Below are 20414 nucleotides of genomic sequence, written 5' to 3'. Positions count from 1 at the left end.
GTGGTCAGCCTGGAACCTCCAGCGGCGAGAGGCTGGCCATGGCATCGGCCAGCGCCTCCAGCGCGCGGTCCAGATCCGCCGTCTCATGCTCGGCGCAGAGGAAGAAGCGCAGGCGGGCGGACTGTTCCGGCACGGCGGGAAAGACGATGGGCTGCACGTTCACGCCGCGCTCGAACATCGCGACGGACAGGCGCGCGGCCTTCACCGAGGAGCCGGTGATGACGGGCACGATGGCATGGCCCTCGGAGGAGCCGGTGTCGAAGCCCATGGCACGCGCGCGGTCGCGGAAGTGGCGTGCGTTGTGCTGGAGCTTCTCCACGCGCCAGGGCTCGGCCCGCATGATGCGCAGGGACTCGCTGGCGGCGGCGGCGAGGTTGGGCGGCAGGCCGACGGAATAGACGAAGCCCGGCGCGGTGTGGCGCAGCCATTCGATCAGGTCGCGCTGCGCCGCGATGAAGCCGCCGCAGCCGGACAGGGTCTTGCTGAGCGTACCCATCCAGATATCGACGCCGGCGGGATCGACGCCCTGGGCCTCGAAGATGCCGCGGCCGGTGGGGCCGAGCACGCCCAGGGAATGGGCCTCGTCCACCATCAGCCAGGCGTCGTGGCGGCGGGCGATCTCCACGAAGCGGGCGAGGTCGGGGACATCGCCATCCATGGAATAGTGCCCTTCGATCACCAGCAGGGCTCGGCCTGCGGCGCGGCGGGCGCCCTCCAGCGCGCGTTCAGCGGCGCGCCAGTCGTTGTGGGCGAAGGGGATGCGGCGGGCGCCGGAAAGGCGGGCGCCCTCGGTGCAGGAATTGTGGATGGCGGCGTCGTGGACGATGACGTCGCGTGCGCCCATCAGGTGGCCGATGACGGTGACGTTGGTGGCATGGCCGGAGACCATGCAGAGCGCTGCCTCGGCACCATAGTTCTCCGCCAGCAGGGATTCGAGCTCGGCATGGACCGGGCGCTCGCCGGAAACGAGGCGGGAGGCGGAGGGCGAGACGCCATAGCGGTCGATCGCCGCCTTGGCCGCGCCGGTGACGCGCGGATCGCCGTTCAGGCCGAGGTAGTTGTAGGAGGAGAAGTTGAGGTAGCGGCTGTTGCCGATGGTGGTCCGCGCCCCGGCGACGCCGGCATGGGGGCGGAAGAAGGGGCTTTCCAGCGAGAGCGCCTCCACCGCCGTCTGCATCAGCGCGAAGTCGCGCATGCCGGGCAGGTCGGCGAAGCGGCTGCGGGTGCCGTGGCCCCGGCCCTCCCGCCCCGCCCCGTGGCCCTCCGCATGGCCTCCCCCGTTATGTCCCTGTCCGGCACGCGCCTCGTCCTGGTGCGCGCGCCGCTTGGCCAGGCGCTGCAGCAGCGCCAGGCGGGCGGTGGTGGTGAGGCCGAAGGACTGGGTCATCGGGCGGTCTCTCCCTCGGTGGTCAGGGGCTGGCCGCCGGAGGCGCCGGGATGCGGGCCGCCAGAGGAATCGTGCCGGGAAGCGGCGGGAAGAGGGCCGCGGTGGACGTCATCGCGGGATGCCGGCGCCGGCGCGGCCTCGCCGCCCATCCCCTCCGGAGGGCGCGAAGGCTCGAAATGCTCCAGCAGCATGGCGACTTGGGCCTCCTCGCCGCCGCCGCGCAGGCCATCGACCACGCGGGCGGCGAGGGAGCCGAGGGTCAGGTCGTCGGTCACGCTGGCCAGGGGGACGGACAGGCCCAGGCGTTGCTCCAGCGCGCCGCGCAATTCCAGCCCGCCCAGGCTGTCCAGCCCCAGCCGCGCCACAGGCGTGTCGGCGGCCAGGGATTCGGGCGGCAGGCGCAGGATGCGGCCGAGTTCCTCGGCGCCGATGCGGACCAGCAGGGCGCGGGCCTCCTCGGGCGGCAGGGCGGCGAGATGGGCGCGCATGTCGCCGACCTCGGCGCCCGTCCCACCGGCCTCGCGCACCGGGGCGAAGGCGGGTTCGCGCAGCACCGGCAGGGCGGCGCCCAGGCGTCGCCAGCCGAGCCGGGCGAGATGCACCACGGGCCGGTCCCCGGACAGCAGCGCCGGCAGGCTGTCCAGCGCCTCCCGCGACGCCATCGGCTCCACGCCCAGACGGCGGGCCAGGGTGGCGGCGGTGCCGGATTCGCGGGCCAGGATGCCGGCATCGGCGATGGGGCCCCAGCCGACAGCCAGGGCAGGCCGCCCGGCGGCGCGGCGGGCGCGGGCCAGGGCCTCCAGCCCGGCATTGGCGGCGACGTAGTTGCCCTGCCCCGGATTGCCGAGCGGCGTGGTGGCCGAGGAGAAGAGCAGGAAGAGCTCCAGCGGATCGCGCCGCGTCAGCCGGTCGAGATTCAGGGCCGCCCCCAGCTTGGGGGCCAGCACGGCGGCGAAGCGTGGCGCGTCGAGCGAGGCCAGGGCGCCGTCGTCGAAGACCGCGGCGGCATGGACCAGGCCGGCGATGGGGCCCTCGCGCCGCAGCGTGCCCAGCAACGCGGCCAGGGCCTGGGGATCGGCGGCGTCGCAGGCATGGGCCGAGGCCCGCGCGCCCAGGGCACCCAATGCCACCAGCGCGGCCTCGATGCCCGGCGTGGCGGGGCCGCGCCGGGAGATCAGGGCGAGGCGCCCGGCACCGCTGGCGGCGAGCCACTTGGCGCATTCCAGTCCGAAGCCGCCGGTGCCGCCGGTGACAAGGACGATCCCCTCCGGCGGGGTCCAGTCCGGCTTCTCCGCCGCCTGGAGGCGCGGCGGCAGGATCACGATCTTGCCGATCTGCGCGCTGGCCTGGAGCAGGCGGAAGGCGTCCTCGACCTCCTCCGCCCGGCGGGTCAGGCGCGGCAGGGGCAGCAGCTCGCCGCGCGAAAGGCGGTCGCGCAGGCTCTCGATCAGCCGCTGGGCCTCGGCCGGGCGGGCGGCCGGGAGCTGGTCCACGTCCACGCCGAAATAGCTGATGTTGCGGCGGAAGGGGCGCAGCGCGATGCGGCGGTCCTCGGCATAGTCGCGCTTGCCCAGCTCCACGAAGCGGCCCCAGGGGCGCAGCAGGGCGATGGAGCGCTCCATCGCCTCCCCCGCTAGGCTGTTGAGCACCACGTCCACCCCATCCGGCCAGTGGCGGCGGAGATGGTCGGCGAAGCCGGCATCGCGGCTGTCCAGCACCAGATCGGCCCCGGCGGCGCGCAGGAAGGCGCGCTTGGCCTCGGTGCCGGCGGTCATCGCCACCTCGGCCCCGGCGGCGCGGGCGACCTGCAACGCGGCGAGGCCGACCGCCCCGGCGCCGCCATGGACCAGGACGCGCTCGCCGGGCTGGAGGCGGGCGCAGGCCTCCAGCGACCAGAGGGCGGTGAGGAAGGCCACGGGGGCGGTGGCGGCGGCGGCGAAACCCATGCCCTCCGGCATCGGTGCCACGGCCTCGGCCCGGGTCACGGCATGGGAGGCGAGGGCGCGCGGCGCGAAGCCGAAGACACGGGCGCCGGGATGCAGCGCGGTGCCGGGGCCCACGGCCTCGACCACGCCCGCGAATTCCATGCCGAGGCCGGGGCCGGCGAAGCCGTCGCGCAGGGTCTCCTCCGGCAGCAGGCCCTGGGCCCACATCAGGTCGCGGAAGTTCAGACCGGCGGCCTCGACGCGCACGGCGATCTCGCCCTGGGCGAGCCCTTGGCCGAGCATATGGTGCTGGACCGGCGGCAGCGCCTCCCAGGCCAGGGTGCCGAGCTGCCCCGGCTGCCGCACCGCGAGGCGAGCCGGCGCGCAGGGCGGACGCGGATCGGCGGCACCGGGGCGCAGGCGCGGGGCGCGGCGGGCGGCGGCCCCGATCAGCAGCTCGGGCTCCGCAGCCGGGGCGAGAAGCTCCGGCAGCAGGCGGGCCGCCGCCGCGCGCGGTTCCAGGGCGGTGTCCAGCAGGATGCGGCGCGGGGCGAGGTCCGGCATCTCGTTGGCCAAACCACGGGCGAAGGCGCGCAGGGCCTCGGCGGCCGGATGGGCCGGGCCACCCGCGATGACCAGGGTGAAGCGGCGAACCGCGCCCTGGGCCGCCTCGGCCAGCCGGGCCAGGGAGGCCAGGGTGGCAGGAAGGGCCGCTTCGTCGGGCGCGGCCAGGACCAGCAGTTCGGTCCCTCGCAGTTCGCGGGCCGGCAGCGCGGTGGCGTCCTCCAGCCGCCCGCCGTCGCGGAGCGCGTCCGGCAAGGCGGCGGCGAATTCCCCGGCCAGGGCATCGCGTAGCGCGGCGGCGCCGGCATCGGCCAGGAGCAGCGGGCGGGCGGTGCCGGGCATGGCGCCCGCCACGGAGGGACAGGGGGCCGGGCGGGCGGCGAGCAGCAGCAGGGCGGGCCAGGGGGCGGCACGCAGCGGCTCGGCCTGGGCGTGTTGCCAACCGGCCTCCGGCGCCAGGGCGGCGCGCCATTCCGTGGCATCCGGCAGCGGGCGGCCCGACCACCAGCCGGGCTCCTGCCCCAAAGCGAGGTCGAAGAGGCGGCCGGGCAGCGGCTCGGCCAGCAGCAGGGTGCCGCCCTCGGCCAAAGCGGGAGCGAGGCGGGCGAGGAGGCCGGTGCCGCAGCGTGCGCGCAGCGCGGCGCCGATGCCGGCCACCAGATCCGCCGCCACGGGGGCGGGCTGATCCGAGAGCGGGTCCCAGGCCAGGGCCTCGGGCGTCACGCCGCCGCGCGCCTCCGGCAGCGGGCGCCCTTCGCCGGCCACCAGCAGGGTGACGGCGCGGCCGGTCTCGGCCAGGGCGGCGAGCAGGTGGCGGGTCAGCGCGGCGCCGCCGAGGTCGAGCACGCGCAACGGCCGGTCGGCGGGCCAAGCGGTGGCCAGTGCGGCGGCAGCGGCGGCGGCGGCCTCGGCCAACCGGTCCTGGCCGCCGGCGAGGTCGGGCGGGGCCAGCGGCAGAGTGGGGACATGGCCGGCGAGGCTGCCGGGCAGGTGTTCCGCCGCCAGGGCGAGCCAGGCGAGGTCATGCGCCAGCGAGGGTTGCTCGGCCAGGACGGACTGCCAGATCTCCTCGGGCGCCGGCAGATCCTCCTGCGGCAGCAGGCGCCAGCCGGTGCCGTCATGGTGGGCCAGCCCGTCCTCCGCCAGGGCCTGCCACAGCCCGTTCGCCAGGGGGGTGGCCGGCGCGGAAGGCGCGAGGGGGCGAGCCGCGGGCAGCGCGGACAGCGCGCGCTGCGCCAGCGCGCCGGCCCAGCCTTCGAGCAGCAGGGCGGATTCGCTGAGGTCCAGCCGCTCGTCGGCCCGCATCGCGGCGGCCAGCGCGGCGGCCAGCGCGGGTTCCGGGGCCGGCAGGGAGGGATCGGCGACCGGCACGTCCTCCAGCCGGAAAGCGCGCAGCGGGGCTTCCTCGCCGCGCGCGAGGCGCAGGCGCTGCAGGGTCACGCCCTGGGCGAAGGCCACCACCTGACCGGCGGCATCGCGCAGCAGGAGGGTGGCCTCGGCGGAACGCTCGCCCAGGCTGGCGAGGCGCAGCTCCGCGCTGTCCGCCGGGGCGGCGCCACGGCGGAAGACCAGCCGCTCGAAGCGGACGGGGACAAGGGCCTCGCCCTCCGGCAGCGCCTCGGCGCGAACCGGGAACTGCGGCGCCAGCAGGCCGATCAGCCCCTGCAACGCGCCGTCGAGGCGGACGGGGTGAAGGTGGAAGCCCTCGTCCGGCGGGGCGGATTCGGGCAGCGCGAGACGGAGCACCGCTTGCCCATCCTCGGCGGCCAGGGCGGCGACCGGACGGAAGGCCGGGCCGTAATCCAGGCCAAGGCGGGCAGCGAGCGCGGTGATCTCCGCGCCCGTCATCTCGTCCGGTGCGGCCAGGGCCAGGGCGGGGGCATCGGGCAGCGCGGCTTCCCCGGCCTCGCCCAGCCGGCCGCGGGCATGCAGCGTCCAGGCGGCCTCGGCCAGGCGCAGACGGCTTTCCAGGGTGACGATGCCGTCATCGGCGAGGCGCAGGCGCACCTGCCGGGCCTCGCTGTCGGAGAGCGGCAGGGGGCGGAGGATCTGGAAGGTCGCGACCTCCAGCGCCGGTGCCTCGGGGAAGCGCAGGGCGGCGGCGGCGAGAGCCATCTCCAGCATGGCGGCGGCCGGCAGCACCGGCTCCCCGCCCAGGCGGTGGTCGGCCAGCCAGGGCTCCAGCAGCGTGTCGAGCTCGCGGCTCCAGAGCCGTGGCTCCGGGTCGCGGCGCTCCCCCAGCAGGCGGTGGTCGCGCGGCGCGTCGTGCAGGCGCTCGCTTTCCGCCGTCATGGCCAGCCAGTGGCGTTCGCGCGCGAAGGGCGTGAGGGGCAGGTCGCGGCGGGTCGGGCCTTGGAAGAGCGCGCCGCCACGCGGGTCGGCGCCGCGCGTGGTGGCGCGGTCGGCGATGGCGGGGATGGGGTCGCCGCCGGGAAAGGCCTCCGGGCGATCGCGGCGGGACAGGCTGAACACCGTCCCGGCGGAAAGGCCGGCGGTGCGGGCGCCCTCGCGCAGATAGGATTGCAGGACCGGGTTGGGGCCGATCTCCAGGAAGAGCCGGGCCCCCTGCCCCAGCGCCGCCGCCGTGGCTTCGGCGAAGCGCACCGGGGCGCGCAGGTTACGCCACCAGTATTCCGCATCCGCCGCCTCGCCGGGCAGCGGAGCGCCGGTGACGGTGGAGATGAAGGGGATGGTGCCGTGGCGTGGCGCCATGGCGCCGAGGGCGCCAAGCAGGGCCTCCCGCACCGGCTCCATGGCGGCGGAATGGAAGGCGTAGTCGAGGTCGAGCGGCACGCAGTTCGCGCGCTGGGCCTTCGCCAGCTCGGCCAGGCGGGCGATCGCCCCGGCGGGACCGGCCACGGTGACGGCGCGGGGGGCGTTGCGGGCGGCGATCTCCAGGCCCGGACCGGCCTCCGCCAGCAGCGGCGCGGCCTCCTCGGGCGGCAGGGCCAGGGCGGCCATGCGGCCCTGGCCACGGGTGCGGTGCTGCGCGGCGGAACGGGCCACCACGAGGCGCGCGGCCTGGTCCATGTCCAGGATGCCGGCGGCGAGCGCGGCGGCGGCCTCGCCGACCGAATGGCCGAGGACCAAAGCGGGGCGCAGCCCCTCCCCCGCCAGGGCGCGCAGCAGGGCGGCCTGGATGGCGAAGAGCAGCGGCTGGGCGATGTCGGTGCCGGCGACCTCCGCCTCGGAGACGCCGGCGGCGAGGCGGGCGGCGGGCGACCAGCCAAGCAGCGGCGCCAGGGCGGCATCGGCCTCCTCCAGACCGGCGCGCAGGGCGGGGCTGGCGGCCAGCGCTTCGCGCGCCATGCCGGGGAACTGCGAGCCGTTGCCGGAGAAGACGAAGGCAAGGCCGCCCGCCGGGAGGTCGGACACCGCGGGGGCCTGACCCTCGGTGGTGGCGGGGCTGTCGCGCCCCTCCGACCAGTCGGCCAGGGCGGCGGCGAGTTCCGCGGCGCCGCGGCCGCGCAGGGCGAGGCGGTGTGGCTGCAGGTCGCGGTGCCGGGCGGCACCCCGCAACAGGGCGGGAAGGTCCTCGTCCGGCGTTTCCGCCAGCCGCGCCTGCCAGCGCCCAGCCAGGAGGCGCAGCGCGGCGGGGGAGCGGGCGGAGAGCAGCAGGGGCGGCAGCGGGGCGGCGACGGGCGCGGGAACCTCTCCTGGGCCGGGCTCCTCCGTGGCCGTCACCGGCGCGGCGGCCAGGATCACCGAGGCATTGGTGCCGCCGAAGCCGAAGGAGTTCACCCCCACCACCGGCGCCGGGTCCCCGCGCCGGCGGGCCGGGCGGCCACCGAGGCGCAGCGGCTCCTCCGCCACCGGCACATGCAGGTTCAGCCGGTCGAAGGCGATGTTCGGGTTGGGGGTGGAGAAATGCAGGCTGGGCGGGATGCTGCGGCGTTCCAGCACCAGCATCGCCTTCAGCAGCCCGGCCATGCCGGAGGCGGGCTCGGTATGGCCGATATTGGTCTTCACCGAACCCACCGGCAACGGCGCGCGGCGGCGCTTCGCGATGGCCTCGCCGATCGCCCAGGTCTCGATCGGGTCGCCCGCCTGGGTGCCGGTGCCGTGCGCCTCGAAATAGCCGAACTGCTCCGGCTCCACCTCGGCCTCGCGCATCACGCGGGCCATCAGCGCGGCCTGGGCCTCGCCATTGGGGAGGGACAGGCCAATGGTACGGCCGGCGCTGTTGACGCCGGAGGCGAGCAGCACGGCGCGCACCTGGTCCCCCTCGGCCAGGGCGCGGTCGAGCGGCTTCAGCACCACCACGCCCGCGCCCTCGGCCCGGACATAGCCGTCGGCGGTGGCGTCGAAGGCGCGGCACCTGCCGGTGGGCGAGAGCATCGAGGCCCGGGAGAAGCCCATGAAGGCATAGGGCGAGAGCAGCAGTTGCACGCCTCCCACCAGCGCCAACTCGGCATCGCCATGGGCCAGGGCGCGCAGCGCGTGATGCAGGGCCACCAGGGCGGAGGAGCAGGCCGTGTCCACCGTCTGGGCCGGGCCGCGCAGGTCGAAGACGTTGGTGAGCCGGTTGGCCAGGATCGACAGCGTGTTGCCGGTCATGAAGTAGCGGTCCGCCCCCGAGGGGTCGGAGAGCCGCAATTCGGCATAGTCGGTGGAGGAGCCGCCGATCCAGACGCCGACCGGCCGCCCGGCCAGGCTGCTGGCGGGCATGCCGGAATCCTCGATGGCCTCGGCCGCGACCTCCAACAGCAGGCGTTGCTGCGGGTCGGCCTCCGCGGCCTCGCGCGGGGACAGGCCGAAGGCCCGGGCGTCGAAGCCGGCGATGTCGCCCAGATGCCCGGCGGCGAAGGTATAGGCGCGGCCGGGCTCCCCCTTGCGGGGGTGGTGGAACCGGGCCTGGGAGAAGCGGTCCTCCGGCAGGGTGGAGACCGCGTCGCGGCCTTCCGCCATCAGGCGCCAGAAGGATTCCAGGTCCGGCGCCCCGGGGAAACGACAGGCCGCCCCGACAATGGCGATCGGGACAACCTTCCGTTGCGAATTTTTCACACGATTCTTTTGGGAGTTTTTTGCCACCGGCATTCCGCAATCTTACGTTGCGTATCCGTGGGTTGCGAGGGGAACCCAGGAAATTTTTCCGGATGCGGAAGAGATTTCCGGGGTTGCGGTGGTGCGCCAGCCGGGCCAGCGGCGAAAGGCCGTGGCAGGAGGCGAGGCGGCGGACCCGCTGCCGGGCCGGGGACGGGTCACATGCTCCAGCATGGCGTCCACCTGGCGGAAATGGGAGTCCCAGCCCGGCGGCCGCCAGTTCTGCAGCCGGGTGGCCTGGGCGGCGCGGGCGGCACTGCCGGGCCGGGCATAGTCCAGGATCGCGGCGCGCCAGCCGGCGCCGTCCAGCGGGTCGAGATAATGCGGCACCGGGCCTCCGACCTCGCGCAGCGCGGGCAGGTCGGAACAGATCGCCGGCACGCCGAGGGCCAGGGCCTCGGCCAGCGGCAGGCCGTAGCCCTCCACGAAGGAGGGGAAGAGCAGCGCCCGGGCACCGCTCAGCAGCGCGGCCATCCGGGTGTCGGAGAGCTGACCGAGTTCCTCGACCGTCCCGCGCAGGACGGCGCTGCGCTCCAGGATGTCGATGATGTTCTCGTTCTCCCAGCCACGCCGTCCGATGATCAGCAGGCGCGGCACCGGGCCGCCAAGGCCGGCGGCGCCGGCGCGCACGAAGTCGCGCCAGAGATGCAGAAGCAGCAGGTGGTTCTTGCGAGGCTCGATGGTGCCGAGGGTGACAAAATAGGGGGCCGGTCCGCCAGGCCGTTCGGCAGTGGCGGCGGCGTGCCGCAGGGACCGCGCGCCGACACCCTGGATCACGGCGCCCTGGGTCACGGCGCCCTGGGTCACGATGTCTTGGGTCACGACCCCCTGGCCCATGGCGCTCACGACGCCGGTGGTCTCGATGCCAAGGGGGGCCACGATCACCGGCGGGGGCACCGGGCGGATGCGCAGATGGGGGGCCAGCACCTCGGCGGTGTCGGTGGAATTCACGATCACCCCATCGGCGAGGCGGGCGGTGGTGTCGATCCGCCGCAGGTGCCGCGCCGACTGTCCCGGACGGGCATATTCCGGATGGGTCGCGGGGATCAGGTCATGGATCAGCGGCACGAAGGCGCAGCCCCGGGCCCGCATCGCCTGGATCGGGCCGGGCCGTTCCAGCGCCCGGTGGGAGACCAACAGGAAGGCGCGGCGAGCGCCCAGGCGACCGAGGCGGGGAGCGAGCTGCCCGGCGCCGAGGCCCAGGCCGGCGAGCAGGCGGAGGCGGGTGGCGATCCGTTCCGCGTCCCGCTGCGCCTCCCGCTGCATCCCGGCCTGGATCTCGTCCTGGCTTTCCCAGCGATCCTGCCAGCCCTCCCCTCCGGCCCCCCCTCCGGCCATGGACGGACCGTGCGGGAACCAGGGAGGCGGAGGAGCGGCGGGCGTGCCGCACCAGGAGATGGAGAGGGCCGCCACCAGCTCCTCCACCGCACGGCGAGGCAGCACGGACCAGGCGCCGGACAGGGCGCCAGCCACGAAGACGCAACGGTCCTCCGGCATGGCCGCCCAGCGGCGCGCATAGGCGAGTTCGACCCGATCGATCCCGGAGGGTGCGACTTTGCGGCCGCGGGCGAGCAGGCGGGAGATGTCCAGCACCACACCCGGAGCCGCATGGAAACCCTCGCCGCTTTCCGCGCGGAGGGGCTGGACCAGGGACCATTGCCGGTCGAGAACCGATGGCGTGGCATCCATCTTGGCGCTCCTGTCGGTTCAGGGGCATGCACCAACCGGTCCATCCCTCTATGGGTGTATCATAAACGTTAATTACAACCTTAAGGAAGTATTTCTTCTGCATTGCAATATGGAGTGGGTATGATTCCGCTCCCACTGTGACCTCACGTTGCCACGCGCGGAGGTCCGGGGTTGTGGCGAGAACGGCTCCATGGGAGGAGAAGGGGTGTTCCATGCGGCGCCACGCTCGCCGCGTGCGGTGACAGGTGGTCCTGGCCGGGACCGATTCAGTCTATGGTGACGCGCGCCGCATCCGTTGCCGCGCATCTGGGTGTTTCCGATGAGCCTTTTCCCCTTGGCGGAGACCCGCCCTTGATCCGCGTCGCCTGCCGGCGGCATGGCGATGCCGCCGTGGCCGCGGAACGCTGCATTGCCGATCTCGGCGCGATGCGGCCTGCTTTCCTGCTGGTCTTCTGCGGCGGCAAGCTGGATGGCGAGGTGGTGCTGGCGGCTCTGCGGGCGGCCTATGGCGCCGTGCCGGTGGTGGGCGGCGCGGCGGCCGGGGCCATCGCGCGCGACGCCTTCGGCTATAGCGGGCTGGAACTGCTGGTGATCGCCTTCGGCGAGGGGGCGCCAGTGCCGGCGGTGGTCTCGGCGGAACTGCAACCCGACGAGCACCAGGGCGGCCGGGTGCTGGGCGAGCGCATCCGCGCCATGGCGGCCGCGGATGCGAGCGTGCTGCTGCTCTTCGACAGCGTGGCCAGCCGGGCGCCGCTGCGGCTGCATCCGGCGAGCCTGATCGTGCAGGGCCTGCACGAAGGGCTGGGCGGGCATCGCATCCAGCTCGTCGGCGGCGGGCTGCTGACCGACATGAACCTGACCGATGCCTGGGTCTTCGACGGGGATTCGGTGCGCAAGCATATCGCGCTGGCGCTGGTCTTCCCGCCGGAGGTGACGATGGAGACGGCGATCCTGCATGGCTGCCGGCCCGTCAGCACTTTCATGGAGATCACCCGCATCGACGGCGCCGAGGTCTATGAGCTGGACGGACAGCCGGCTCTGGGCGTGATCGAGCGGATGCTGGGCCTCTCGCTCGGCGCGGCGCGGGGGCAGGAACTGTCGCTGATGGCGACGCTGGGCCAGAAGCAGGGCGACCCCTTCGGCGCCTATGACGAGAACGACTACGTCAACCGGCTGATCCTGCGGGCCAATCCGGAAACCGGCTCGGTGACGCTGTTCGAGCCGGATTTCGCGCGCGGCGCCCGGGTGCAGATCATGGGCCGCGACAACATGCTGATGCTCGATTCGGTGGAGCAGGGCGTGGCGGCGCTGCGGGATTCGCTGGCGGCGCCGGAAGCGCTGCTGGGCTTCTACATCGACTGCGCGGGCCGTGGCAGCGCGCGATCGGGCTCGCCGGTCGAGGAGGCGGAGATGGTGCTGCGGGGCCTGCCGCCGGGCGTACCCTTCGGCGGCTTCTATTCCGGCGTGGAGGTGGCGCCCTTCGACGGCTACAGCCGGCCGCTCGACTGGACCGGCGTGCTGGTCGTGCTGCGACGGCGGGCGGCGTGAACGGGATCTTCCCGTCCCAGGGCGCCGGTCAGAGCCCGGCTGCGGACGGGCAGCTGGAGCGCGAGCTCGCCTATTACCGGCGCGAATGCAACGCGCTGGGGGCGCGGCTGCTGCGGCTGCAGGAGGAGCAGAGCCAGGCCTTCCGCGAGGCGCGGCGTTCCCGCACCGTGGCGAAGCTGATCCGCGAAGCCTATCGCCTGGCCGATCATGGCAGCGCGCCCGAGGATATCGGCGAGCCGATGCTGGAGATCGTGGTGGACAACACGATCTGCGACCGCGCGGCGCTGCTGCAGGAGACCCCGCGCGGCAGCCAGCGCTTCCGCGTCACGCATTCGCTGGGCCTGCCGCCCGGCGGCCCTGCGGGGAGCCCCGCCGGGGGGCCGCATGTTGGGGGAGCCGTGGGAGCCCCGGCCGGCCACCCCCCGGTGGCGGGGGAGATCTTTGTGCCGGCGCCGCCGCCCTTCTTCTTCACCACCTCCCGCACCCGGCTGGAAACGCCGGCCTATGAGCTGACCGGCATCCTGCGCCTGCCCTATGTCCTCTGGGCCTATGACGCGGCGACGGGGATGGCGCTGATCCTCGGCAACCAGTCGGAAAGCAATGTCAGCCGCCCCTTCGAGGAGGCGGACCAGGAGCTGATCGAGGGCGCGCTGTCCGTCTATATCGATGTGCTGCTGCGCAAGCGGTCCGAGGCGGAACTGCGGCTGGCCAAGGCGCAGGCGGAGGAGGCGAGTTCCACGCGGTCGCGCTTCCTGGCGACGCTGACGCACGAGCTGCGCACGCCGCTGAACGCGATCATCGGCTTTTCCGAGATGATGGCGACGGGCTCCGGCTACGAGCCCACGGTGCATGAGCGGGGCGAGTACAACCGGCACATCCTGAACTCGGCCAAGCACCTGCTGGCGCTGATCAACGAGATCCTGGACTATTCCAGCTTGGCGCGGGGGCGCACGACGCTGGGCCGGCGCTGGCTGCCGCTGAACGACCTGCTGAAGGAGGTGACGGGCGCCACGGCCGGCACCGCCGCCGAGCGGGAGGTCGAGGTGACCTGCGACCTGCCGGAGGAGGTCTGGTGGATCCGGGTGGACCGGACACGGTTCCGGCAGATCCTGGACAACCTGCTCAGCAACGCCATGCGCTTCACGGCGCCGGGGGGCCGGGTGGTGCTGGAGGCACGCTGCCAGGAGGGCCAGGGGCTGCGTCTGCGGGTCCGCGACAACGGCGTGGGCATCGCGGCGGAAGACATCCCGCGCGCGCTGGAGCCCTTCCGGCAGGTGGGCGACCCGTTCAGCCGGTCCTCGACCGGCACCGGGCTGGGCCTGCCGATCGCCAAGGGCCTGGCCGAGGCGCATGGCGGCTTCCTGCAGATCGAGAGCGAGCCTGGCATCGGCACCACCATCACCATCGTCCTGCCCGCGGACTGCGTCGCCGCGGGCGGGCCGCCGCAGGGCTGAGGCGGACGGCGAGCCCCACGGGGGGAGGCTACGCCGCCGACGCACCGCGCCGGTGGCGTAGCCTTGGCCCCCATGGGGAGGGCGCCGCTCAATGCACCAGGCCCGGCGGGGTCGCGGCGAGGGTGGCGAGGTTGCTGTCCACGGCGCGGATCAGGCCCCAGTTCTCGGTGTAGCCCACCGGGAAGCCGGGGGAGCCGGCGTCGGAATCCTGCTGCCGCGCATGGGCGTAGCTGGTCCACTTGCGGTTGGCCGGGCGGCGATGGTGGAAGTCGTGGCAGGGAGCGTCGCCGACCAGCACGAAGGCGCGCGAGAACACCGTGACGGTCAGCATGTTGGCCCACCACAGCGCCCAGGCCAGGATGCCGCGTAGGCTGTTGGCACGCGCCTCCGGAGGCATGGCGCCGGGGAAGACGCCGGTGGTGGAGGCGCAAACGAAGGCCTTGCCACGGGCGGCGATCAGATCCGGCTCAGGGAAGCGGTGCTCGCAGAGGATGCGGAAGACGGTCGCGATCTGCAGCAGCACGGTGAGCGGCAGGATCCAGGCCACCAGGAACTCGGTCATCGTGCCGGTCGCGGCGGCCAGGGCGAAGGCGGCGAGGTAGGCCGAGCGGCTCATCCAGTTGTGCTGCCGGTCCTGGCCGAACATGGCAGCCCGGACGCGACGGCGCAGGAAGCGGGCGTGGAAGAGCGGCGAGACGAGGTTGGTGACCACCCGGCGCCACAGCTCACGCTTGCTCACGCCCGGCTCCAGCCGGCAGACGCCGAAGACGAAGCCGGTGAACTCGTCCTCGTCGGTCAGCATCTTGTTGGCGCTGTGATGCAGCATGTGCTCGCGCTGGTAGTCCTCGAACCGGGCGAAGAGCAGCAGGCTGGACACTAGGCGGCCGACGGTGCGGTTGCGCTCCCGTGTCGAGAAGACGGTGCCATGCGAGCAGTGGTGGAAGACCACGACCTGGTAGAGGCCGAGGCCGGAGGCGGTGGCGGTCAGCCCGGCGAAGAGCAGCAGGCCGGCCAGCCAGAGCGGCATCGCCACGGCGATGGCGGCGGCGCTCAGCCCCGCGCCGATGAGCATGGCCAGGAGGCCGCCGGCCACGAAGGCGATGGGCGAGCGCTCGGGCGTTTCCTCGCCGGGGGCCGGCTTGGCGGTGATCAGCGTCAACAGGGGTTGCAGGGAGGCCGGGAGGCGGGCCGCCATGTGGGCGCGAGGGTCATCGCGCAGGAAGGTGGCGGTTTCCAGGCCCTGGGCGAGGTTGGGGCGGTTCAGGGACTGGCGGTTGGGGAGGAAGGACATGGTCTTTTTTCCTTTTCATGCTCTCAGCGATGACCATTCAGTCCAGCAGGACGGAACGGGGACGAACATCTCGTTGCACGTAAAATAGATTTCTTTCGCAATATTAAAGTGTCTTTATTGATCTATAAACTACTCATGATTGATTTGCAGTTATTATGATCTATTATTACGTGTGCTATTTTTCGCAATACTCTTTCTGCATCGTGGAACCAACAAGGTTGGGCCTGCCGCTGCCGGCTTCGGCCTTACGGAGATGCAACCACTGCGTCAGGTGATCTGGCGCATGGTGAGCATGCTTCGCAATCGGTCATGCGCCGAGACATGGAAAGCAGGACATTCGCTCCCCGATCCCTTCCCGATGGCCGAGGAAGGTTTCTTCATCTCATGGTTGTGGCCGGTTCGGGCTCGTCCGCACCGAAGCGTTCACGAAGGCTTCGCCCACGGGTCATCGGCCGTGCCTATGGCATCGGCGGAGAAGGGTCGTGCAGGGGATGGTGCGGAAAGCCGCCGCCAGGGGCGCGCGGCGTTCGGGGCCGTGACGGCTTCGCGCTCCTCTGGACGGACTCGCCCCTAGGAAGAGGATCGTCCCACGCCTCTGCCCGCCGTCCGGCACGGGGCGGAGGACGTCAGCGCGGCCCGTGCCCGTCCTGCCGCGGGCCGGTCAGCCGGACCCTCTGCCAGCGCAACGCCTTCGCCTGGAGCGGCCTTCGTTCGCTTCGGCTCACTCCAACCGCTCCGGCTTATTGTTTCCTGAACATCTTCACCCGGGCAGGCGACCTCACCTGTCCGGAATCCGCTCCGTTCGGCCAGTCCGCACGGTCGCCATTCTCCCTGGCATCGGCATCGGCATCGCCGGCGGCAGGCAGGGCCCAGCGCAGCGTGACATAGCCGAGCAGGCCCGCTGCCAGGGAGGAAGCGAGGACCGCGATCCTGGCCAGTTCCTCGTACCGGCTGCCGCCGAAGGCGAGTTCCGTGATGAAGAGCGAAACGGTGAAGCCGATGCCGGCCAGGATGCCCAGGGCGGTGATCATGGCCCAGCTTGTCCCTTCCGGCAGGCGGGCGAGCCCGGCACGGCAGGCAAGCCAGGTGGCGCCGAGGAAGCCCACCGGCTTGCCCAGCAGCAGGCCCGCCACGATGCCCAGCGCGATGGGGCTGGCCACGGCGTCGCGCAGCAGGTCGGGCGAGATGGCGATCCCGGCATTGGACAGGGCAAAGAGTGGCAGGACCACGAAGGTGATCCAGGGATTGGCGACGGCCAGGACGCGCTCGGCGGCTTCGTAGGTCGCGTCCGAGAGCTCGCTGAGGGTGCCGAGGGCGCGGGCGGCATCCTCATGGCCCTCTTGCTTCCTTTCCTGCGAGTCGGATTCGATCTGACGGCGGGCACGGCGGAAGAGGCGCAAGGGGTGGCGCACCTTGCTGGCGAAGCTGCCGGGCGAGACGCGGGGGCTGGTGGGCACCAGGAAGCCCAGGGCGACGCCGGCCAGGGTGGCATGCACATGGGCCTGCTGCATCAGGAACCAGACGACCACGCCGAGCAGCACATAGGGGACGCTGGAGATCACCCCTGTCCGGATCAGGCCCAGCACGGCGGCATAGGCGAGCAGTGCGCCCAGCAGCGGCCAGAGCCGGACATCGGGCGTATAGGCGAAGGCGATGACCAGCAGCCCGCCGACATCGTCCACCGCGGAGAAGGCCATCAGCAGGACGCGGAGGATGCGGGGCATGCGATGGCCGGCGAAGCCGAGAATGCCCAGGGCGAAGGCGGTGTCCATGGTGACGGGAATGCCCCAGCCGCGCTGCCCCTCCCCGCCCATGTTGAAGGCGAGGTAGATCAGCACGGGCACGAGCAGCCCGCCGAGGGCACCGAAGAAGGGGAAGGCGGCGGTGGCGCGCTCCGAGAGCAGGCCCTTGGTCAGCTCCCGCTTCACCTCGACGCCGATGCCGAAGAAGAAGACCGGCAGCAGCGCCTCGTTCGCCCATTCGGCGAGGCTGTAGCGGAGTTCCGACCCACCGAAGGAAAAGGCGAGCGGCGTCTGCCAGAAGGCCGCATAGGCCTCGGCCCAGGGGGAGTTCATCGCCACGATGGCAACGGCCGTGGCAATCAGCAAAGGACCGCCGGCAACCTCCGGCGCGAAGAACAAGGGTGCAATGTTCTGGAAATAGTGGCGCGCGAAGCGGGAGTGATGCGCGCGGGCCCGGAGCTTCCCGTGCAAACGGGGCGGGATCTTGGGCAACCGGGCTTCCTTCTCGACCTGCCGTCACCCTCGGGCGGGCGGGCGACCGCCGCCAGAGGTGTCCAGCGGGTGCAACGAACCGGCCCGGCCAAGGTTCAGTGGGACACCCCGAGGCGCTGCGGATAGCGGCTTGCCCATTCCGCGTCTCTGGCGTTGCGCTGACCCGGGGGAAAGGCTCTGCCTTTTCCCCCGGCCCCCCTTATCCGCCAGGACGCTTCGCGCCCTGGACCCCATTGGCTGCTTCTTCCTGCGGCCCGATCGCGCCGGAGAGCCATGCTCTCCGGCGGGCTGCCGGTGCCGCGAGCGCGGCCAGGGTGTCCTTCTTTCCGGGGAGCCCCGCCTTTCCGCGTGCTCTCCGGGGATCAGGCATCAGGCTGACAGCCACCACCAGCTCCAACCAAAGCCCGGGGTCCGAGGACCGGCTTCGGTCCACAGCGGAGAGAGGGTCCGGGGCAAGAGGCGGCGCCTCTCCCCCGGCGGGCCGCCAAGGAGTGCAGCGCGGGAACGGCCGGTAGAAACCGCCGCCCGTGTCAGCTCTTCCGCACGTTCCAGAACACCGGGAAGGCCGCCGGTAGGATGTCCTCGACATTGCTGCGGAAACCCGTGGGGTAGAAGAGCTGCCCCAGCGGGATGAAGGGCACTTCCTGGAAGGCGGTGCGCTGGATCTCCGCCGCGACGCGCCGGCGCCCGGCCTCGTCGGTGGCGTCGAACCACTGTTCGCGCAGATCCTCCAGCGGCCGACTGGTCGGCCAGCCGAACCAGGCATCCGGCCCGTTGCCGCGCAGCGCGATGTTGTTGCCGGGGTCGGAGATGCTTAACCCCTCATAGGTGGTGGTGAAGGCGTTCCAGCCGCCCTTGTCCGGCGGCGCCTTGTTGGCACGGCGCTGCACCAGCGTGCCCAGGTCCATGCTGACGTAATCGACATTCAGGCCGAGCTTCTGGAACAGGTCCGCCACCACCTGGGCGAAGGCCTGCGTCACCGGGCTGTCCACCGCGCCCATCACCAGCACGGGCTCGCCCCGATAGCCGCTCTCGTCGACCAGCTTCCGGCTGCGCGCCAGGTCACGCGGCGCGGTCAGCGCCTCCAGCCCCGCATCGCTGGCCATCGGCATCCCTGGCGGGAAGACGCCGACCGGCACGCGCGACATGGACGGATCGTCGCCCACCGCCGCCGCCACGAACTCCTTCTGGTCCACGGCCGAAAGGACCGCCCGCCGCAGCTTCGCGTTGTCGAAGGGTGGGTAGAGCTGGTTCAGCGCCAGCATGCCGGTGACGCCGACCTTGTCGTTCACCGCCACCTTCACGCCCCGCGATCCGCGCAGCATCGGCAGCAGGTCGAACTGCGGCTGCTGCACCCAGTCCACCTCGCCGCTTTGCAGGGCGGCCGCCGCCGTCGCCGGATCGGGCATCACATGCCAGACCACGCGGTCGAAATGCACCTGCTTGCCGCCGGCCATGAAGCTCGGCGCCTCTTTGCGCGGCTGGTACTTGTCGAAGCGCGTATAGACCGCCTGGGCGCCGGACACCCATTCCTTCGCCTCGAAGCGATACGGCCCGCTGCCGACATATTCGTCGATGCGCGAGAAGGCGTCCGTCTTCGCGATGCGTTCCGGCATCATGAAGCAGTATTCGCTGAAGGCCCGCGTGAGCTGCGCGAAGGGCCGCTTCAGCCGGATCTCGAAGCGCCGGTCGTCGAGCGGCCGCATCTCCTCCGCCAGCGCCAGCAGCCTTTGCCCCAACGGCCGCCGCTTCGACCAGCGCACGATGCTGGCGATGCAGTCCGCCGGACGCACCGGCTCGCCATCATGCCAGAACAGCCCGTCGCGCAGCGTGAAGCGCCAGGTCAGCCGGTCGTCCGACAGCTCATGCCCCGCCGCCATCTGCGGCTGCGGCTCGAAATTCGCATCGAGCCCGTAGAGCATGTCCCACACCATCATCCCGTGGTTGCGGGTGACGGGCGTGACGTTCCAGACCGGGTCCGGCGTGGCGAGGTTGCTTTCCGGCACGAAATGCAGCGTGCGCGCATCGGATTGCGCCAGGGCGGGACGGGAAAGCACGCTTGTGGCGCCGAGCGCCGTGGCGCCGCCCAGGAACTGCCTGCGATTCACCTTCGGGACCTCCTTTGGCGGCGGGGGTTCCGGAGCACTCGGCGGGAAAGACGTGGGGGCCGGAACGCGGGCCGCTTCTGCGTGCCGCGTCTATAGACCTGCCCGGTCCTTTTTGTTGAGCAGGCAAAAACACATTTTTACTGGCCAACACCCGGTGCATGGCAGGGATCGCCCGGGCCGGGCGGCGCAGGGCCGCCCGGCCTGGCAACTCAGCGCGGCGTCACGCGCGCCTCGATCGCCTCCCAGATCTGCTTCTCCAGGAAGATGTTGTCGAAGCGTGCGATCTCCTGGAGCCCGGTGGGGGAGGTGACGTTGATCTCGGTCAGGTAGTCGCCGATCACGTCGATACCGACGAAGATCAGCCCGCGCGCCCGCAGGTCGGGGCCGATACGCGCGCAGATCTCGCGCTCGCGGTCGGTCAACGTGGTCTGCGTCGCCTTGCCGCCGACATGCATGTTGGAACGGCTCTCGCCTTCCGCCGGCACGCGGTTGATCGCGCCGCCCACCTCGCCATCCACCAGGATGATGCGCTTGTCGCCCTTGCGCACGGCGGGGACGTATTTCTGCACCATCAGCGGCTCGCGCGACCGCTCCGTGAACATCTCCAGCAGCGAGGCGAGGTTCGGATCGTCCGGCCGCACATGGAACACGCCCGCGCCGCCATTGCCGTAGAGCGGCTTGAGGATGATGTCGCCATGCGCCTCGCGGAACTTCAGGATGCGGCGGCGGTCGGCGGTGACCAGCGTTTCCGGCATCAGGTCCGTGTATTGCAGGACGTAGAGCTTCTCCGGCGCGTTCCGCACCTCGATGGGGTCGTTCACCACCAGCGTCCGCGGGTGGATGTGCTGGAGCAGGTGCGTGGCGGTGATATAGGCCATGTCGAAGGGCGGGTCCTGGCGCATCAGCACCACGTCCATCCCGGCGAGGTCGATCTCCTCGTCCGGCCCCAGCGTGGCGTGGTTGCCGGCCTCCCGCCGCACCTCCACCGGCTGCGCCCAGGCGGTCACCCGCCCCGCATGCATCGCCAGGTCGCGCGGGTGGTAGTGCCAGAGCTGGTGGCCCCGGTTCTGGGCCTCCAGCATCAGGGCGAAGGTGCTGTCGCCCTTGATGTCGATGGAACCGATCGGGTCCATCTGGACCGCGACCTTCAGCGTGCGCGTCATGCCTTCCA

At 72.3% G+C, this 20414-nt stretch carries 9 protein-coding genes; 2 read left to right on the top strand and 7 right to left on the bottom strand.

Features of this window, described 5'->3' with window-relative positions; genetic code table 11:
* Positions 1–4: 4 nt before the first annotated feature.
* The 3 genes from RGI145_RS01835 to RGI145_RS01825 are packed head-to-tail and all read right to left on the bottom strand — an operon-like array spanning position 5 to position 10608.
* Positions 5–1387, bottom strand: a complete 1383-nt coding sequence (locus RGI145_RS01835) for an aminotransferase class I/II-fold pyridoxal phosphate-dependent enzyme (RefSeq protein ID WP_075796996.1) — start codon at positions 1385–1387, stop codon at positions 5–7.
* Positions 1384–8913: a type I polyketide synthase gene (locus tag RGI145_RS01830; RefSeq protein ID WP_083670288.1), complete on the bottom strand. Its 7530-nt coding sequence runs from the start codon at positions 8911–8913 to the stop codon at positions 1384–1386. The genes RGI145_RS01835 and RGI145_RS01830 overlap by 4 nt, the downstream gene beginning before the upstream one ends.
* Positions 8914–8922: 9 nt before the next feature.
* Positions 8923–10608 carry a glycosyltransferase family 4 protein gene (locus RGI145_RS01825; protein WP_075796994.1) on the bottom strand — a complete coding sequence of 562 codons (1686 nt, stop codon included), beginning with the start codon at positions 10606–10608 and terminating at the stop codon, positions 8923–8925.
* Between the two features lie 351 nt (positions 10609–10959).
* On the opposite strand from RGI145_RS01825, the gene RGI145_RS01820 reads away from it, so the two are divergent.
* Together RGI145_RS01820 and RGI145_RS01815 are read left to right on the top strand one after the other, a co-directional pair.
* The gene (locus RGI145_RS01820; RefSeq protein WP_075796993.1) at positions 10960–12156 is read left to right on the top strand and encodes an FIST signal transduction protein; all 1197 of its coding nucleotides are present in this window, start codon (positions 10960–10962) and stop codon (positions 12154–12156) included.
* The gene (locus tag RGI145_RS01815) at positions 12153–13610 is read left to right on the top strand and encodes a sensor histidine kinase (RefSeq protein WP_075796992.1); all 1458 of its coding nucleotides are present in this window, start codon (positions 12153–12155) and stop codon (positions 13608–13610) included. The genes RGI145_RS01820 and RGI145_RS01815 overlap by 4 nt, the downstream gene beginning before the upstream one ends.
* Positions 13611–13698: 88 nt before the next feature.
* Here the strand turns inward: RGI145_RS01815 and RGI145_RS01810 are convergent, their stop codons facing one another.
* From RGI145_RS01810 to gshB, 4 genes are all read right to left on the bottom strand, one after another.
* On the bottom strand, positions 13699–14901 hold the full coding sequence (locus RGI145_RS01810) for a fatty acid desaturase (RefSeq protein WP_075796991.1): 1203 nt from the start codon (positions 14899–14901) through the stop codon (positions 13699–13701).
* Between the two features lie 740 nt (positions 14902–15641).
* Positions 15642–17135, bottom strand: coding sequence for a Na+/H+ antiporter NhaA (gene nhaA, locus RGI145_RS01805; RefSeq protein WP_075796990.1), 1494 nt, complete (start codon positions 17133–17135; stop codon positions 15642–15644).
* A 530-nt stretch (positions 17136–17665) separates the two neighbouring features.
* Entirely contained in the window at positions 17666–19243 is a 1578-nt protein-coding gene (locus RGI145_RS01800; protein WP_075796989.1) for an ABC transporter substrate-binding protein, read from the bottom strand.
* Positions 19244–19452: 209 nt separating this feature from the next.
* Positions 19453–20406, bottom strand: a complete 954-nt coding sequence (gene gshB, locus RGI145_RS01795) for a glutathione synthase (protein ID WP_156878399.1) — start codon at positions 20404–20406, stop codon at positions 19453–19455.
* Positions 20407–20414: the final 8 nt, after the last annotated feature.

The sequence above is a fragment of the Roseomonas gilardii genome (genome assembly GCF_001941945.1).
Lineage (GTDB): Bacteria > Pseudomonadota > Alphaproteobacteria > Acetobacterales > Acetobacteraceae > Roseomonas.
This window is presented reverse-complemented; position numbering and strand designations above follow the sequence as displayed.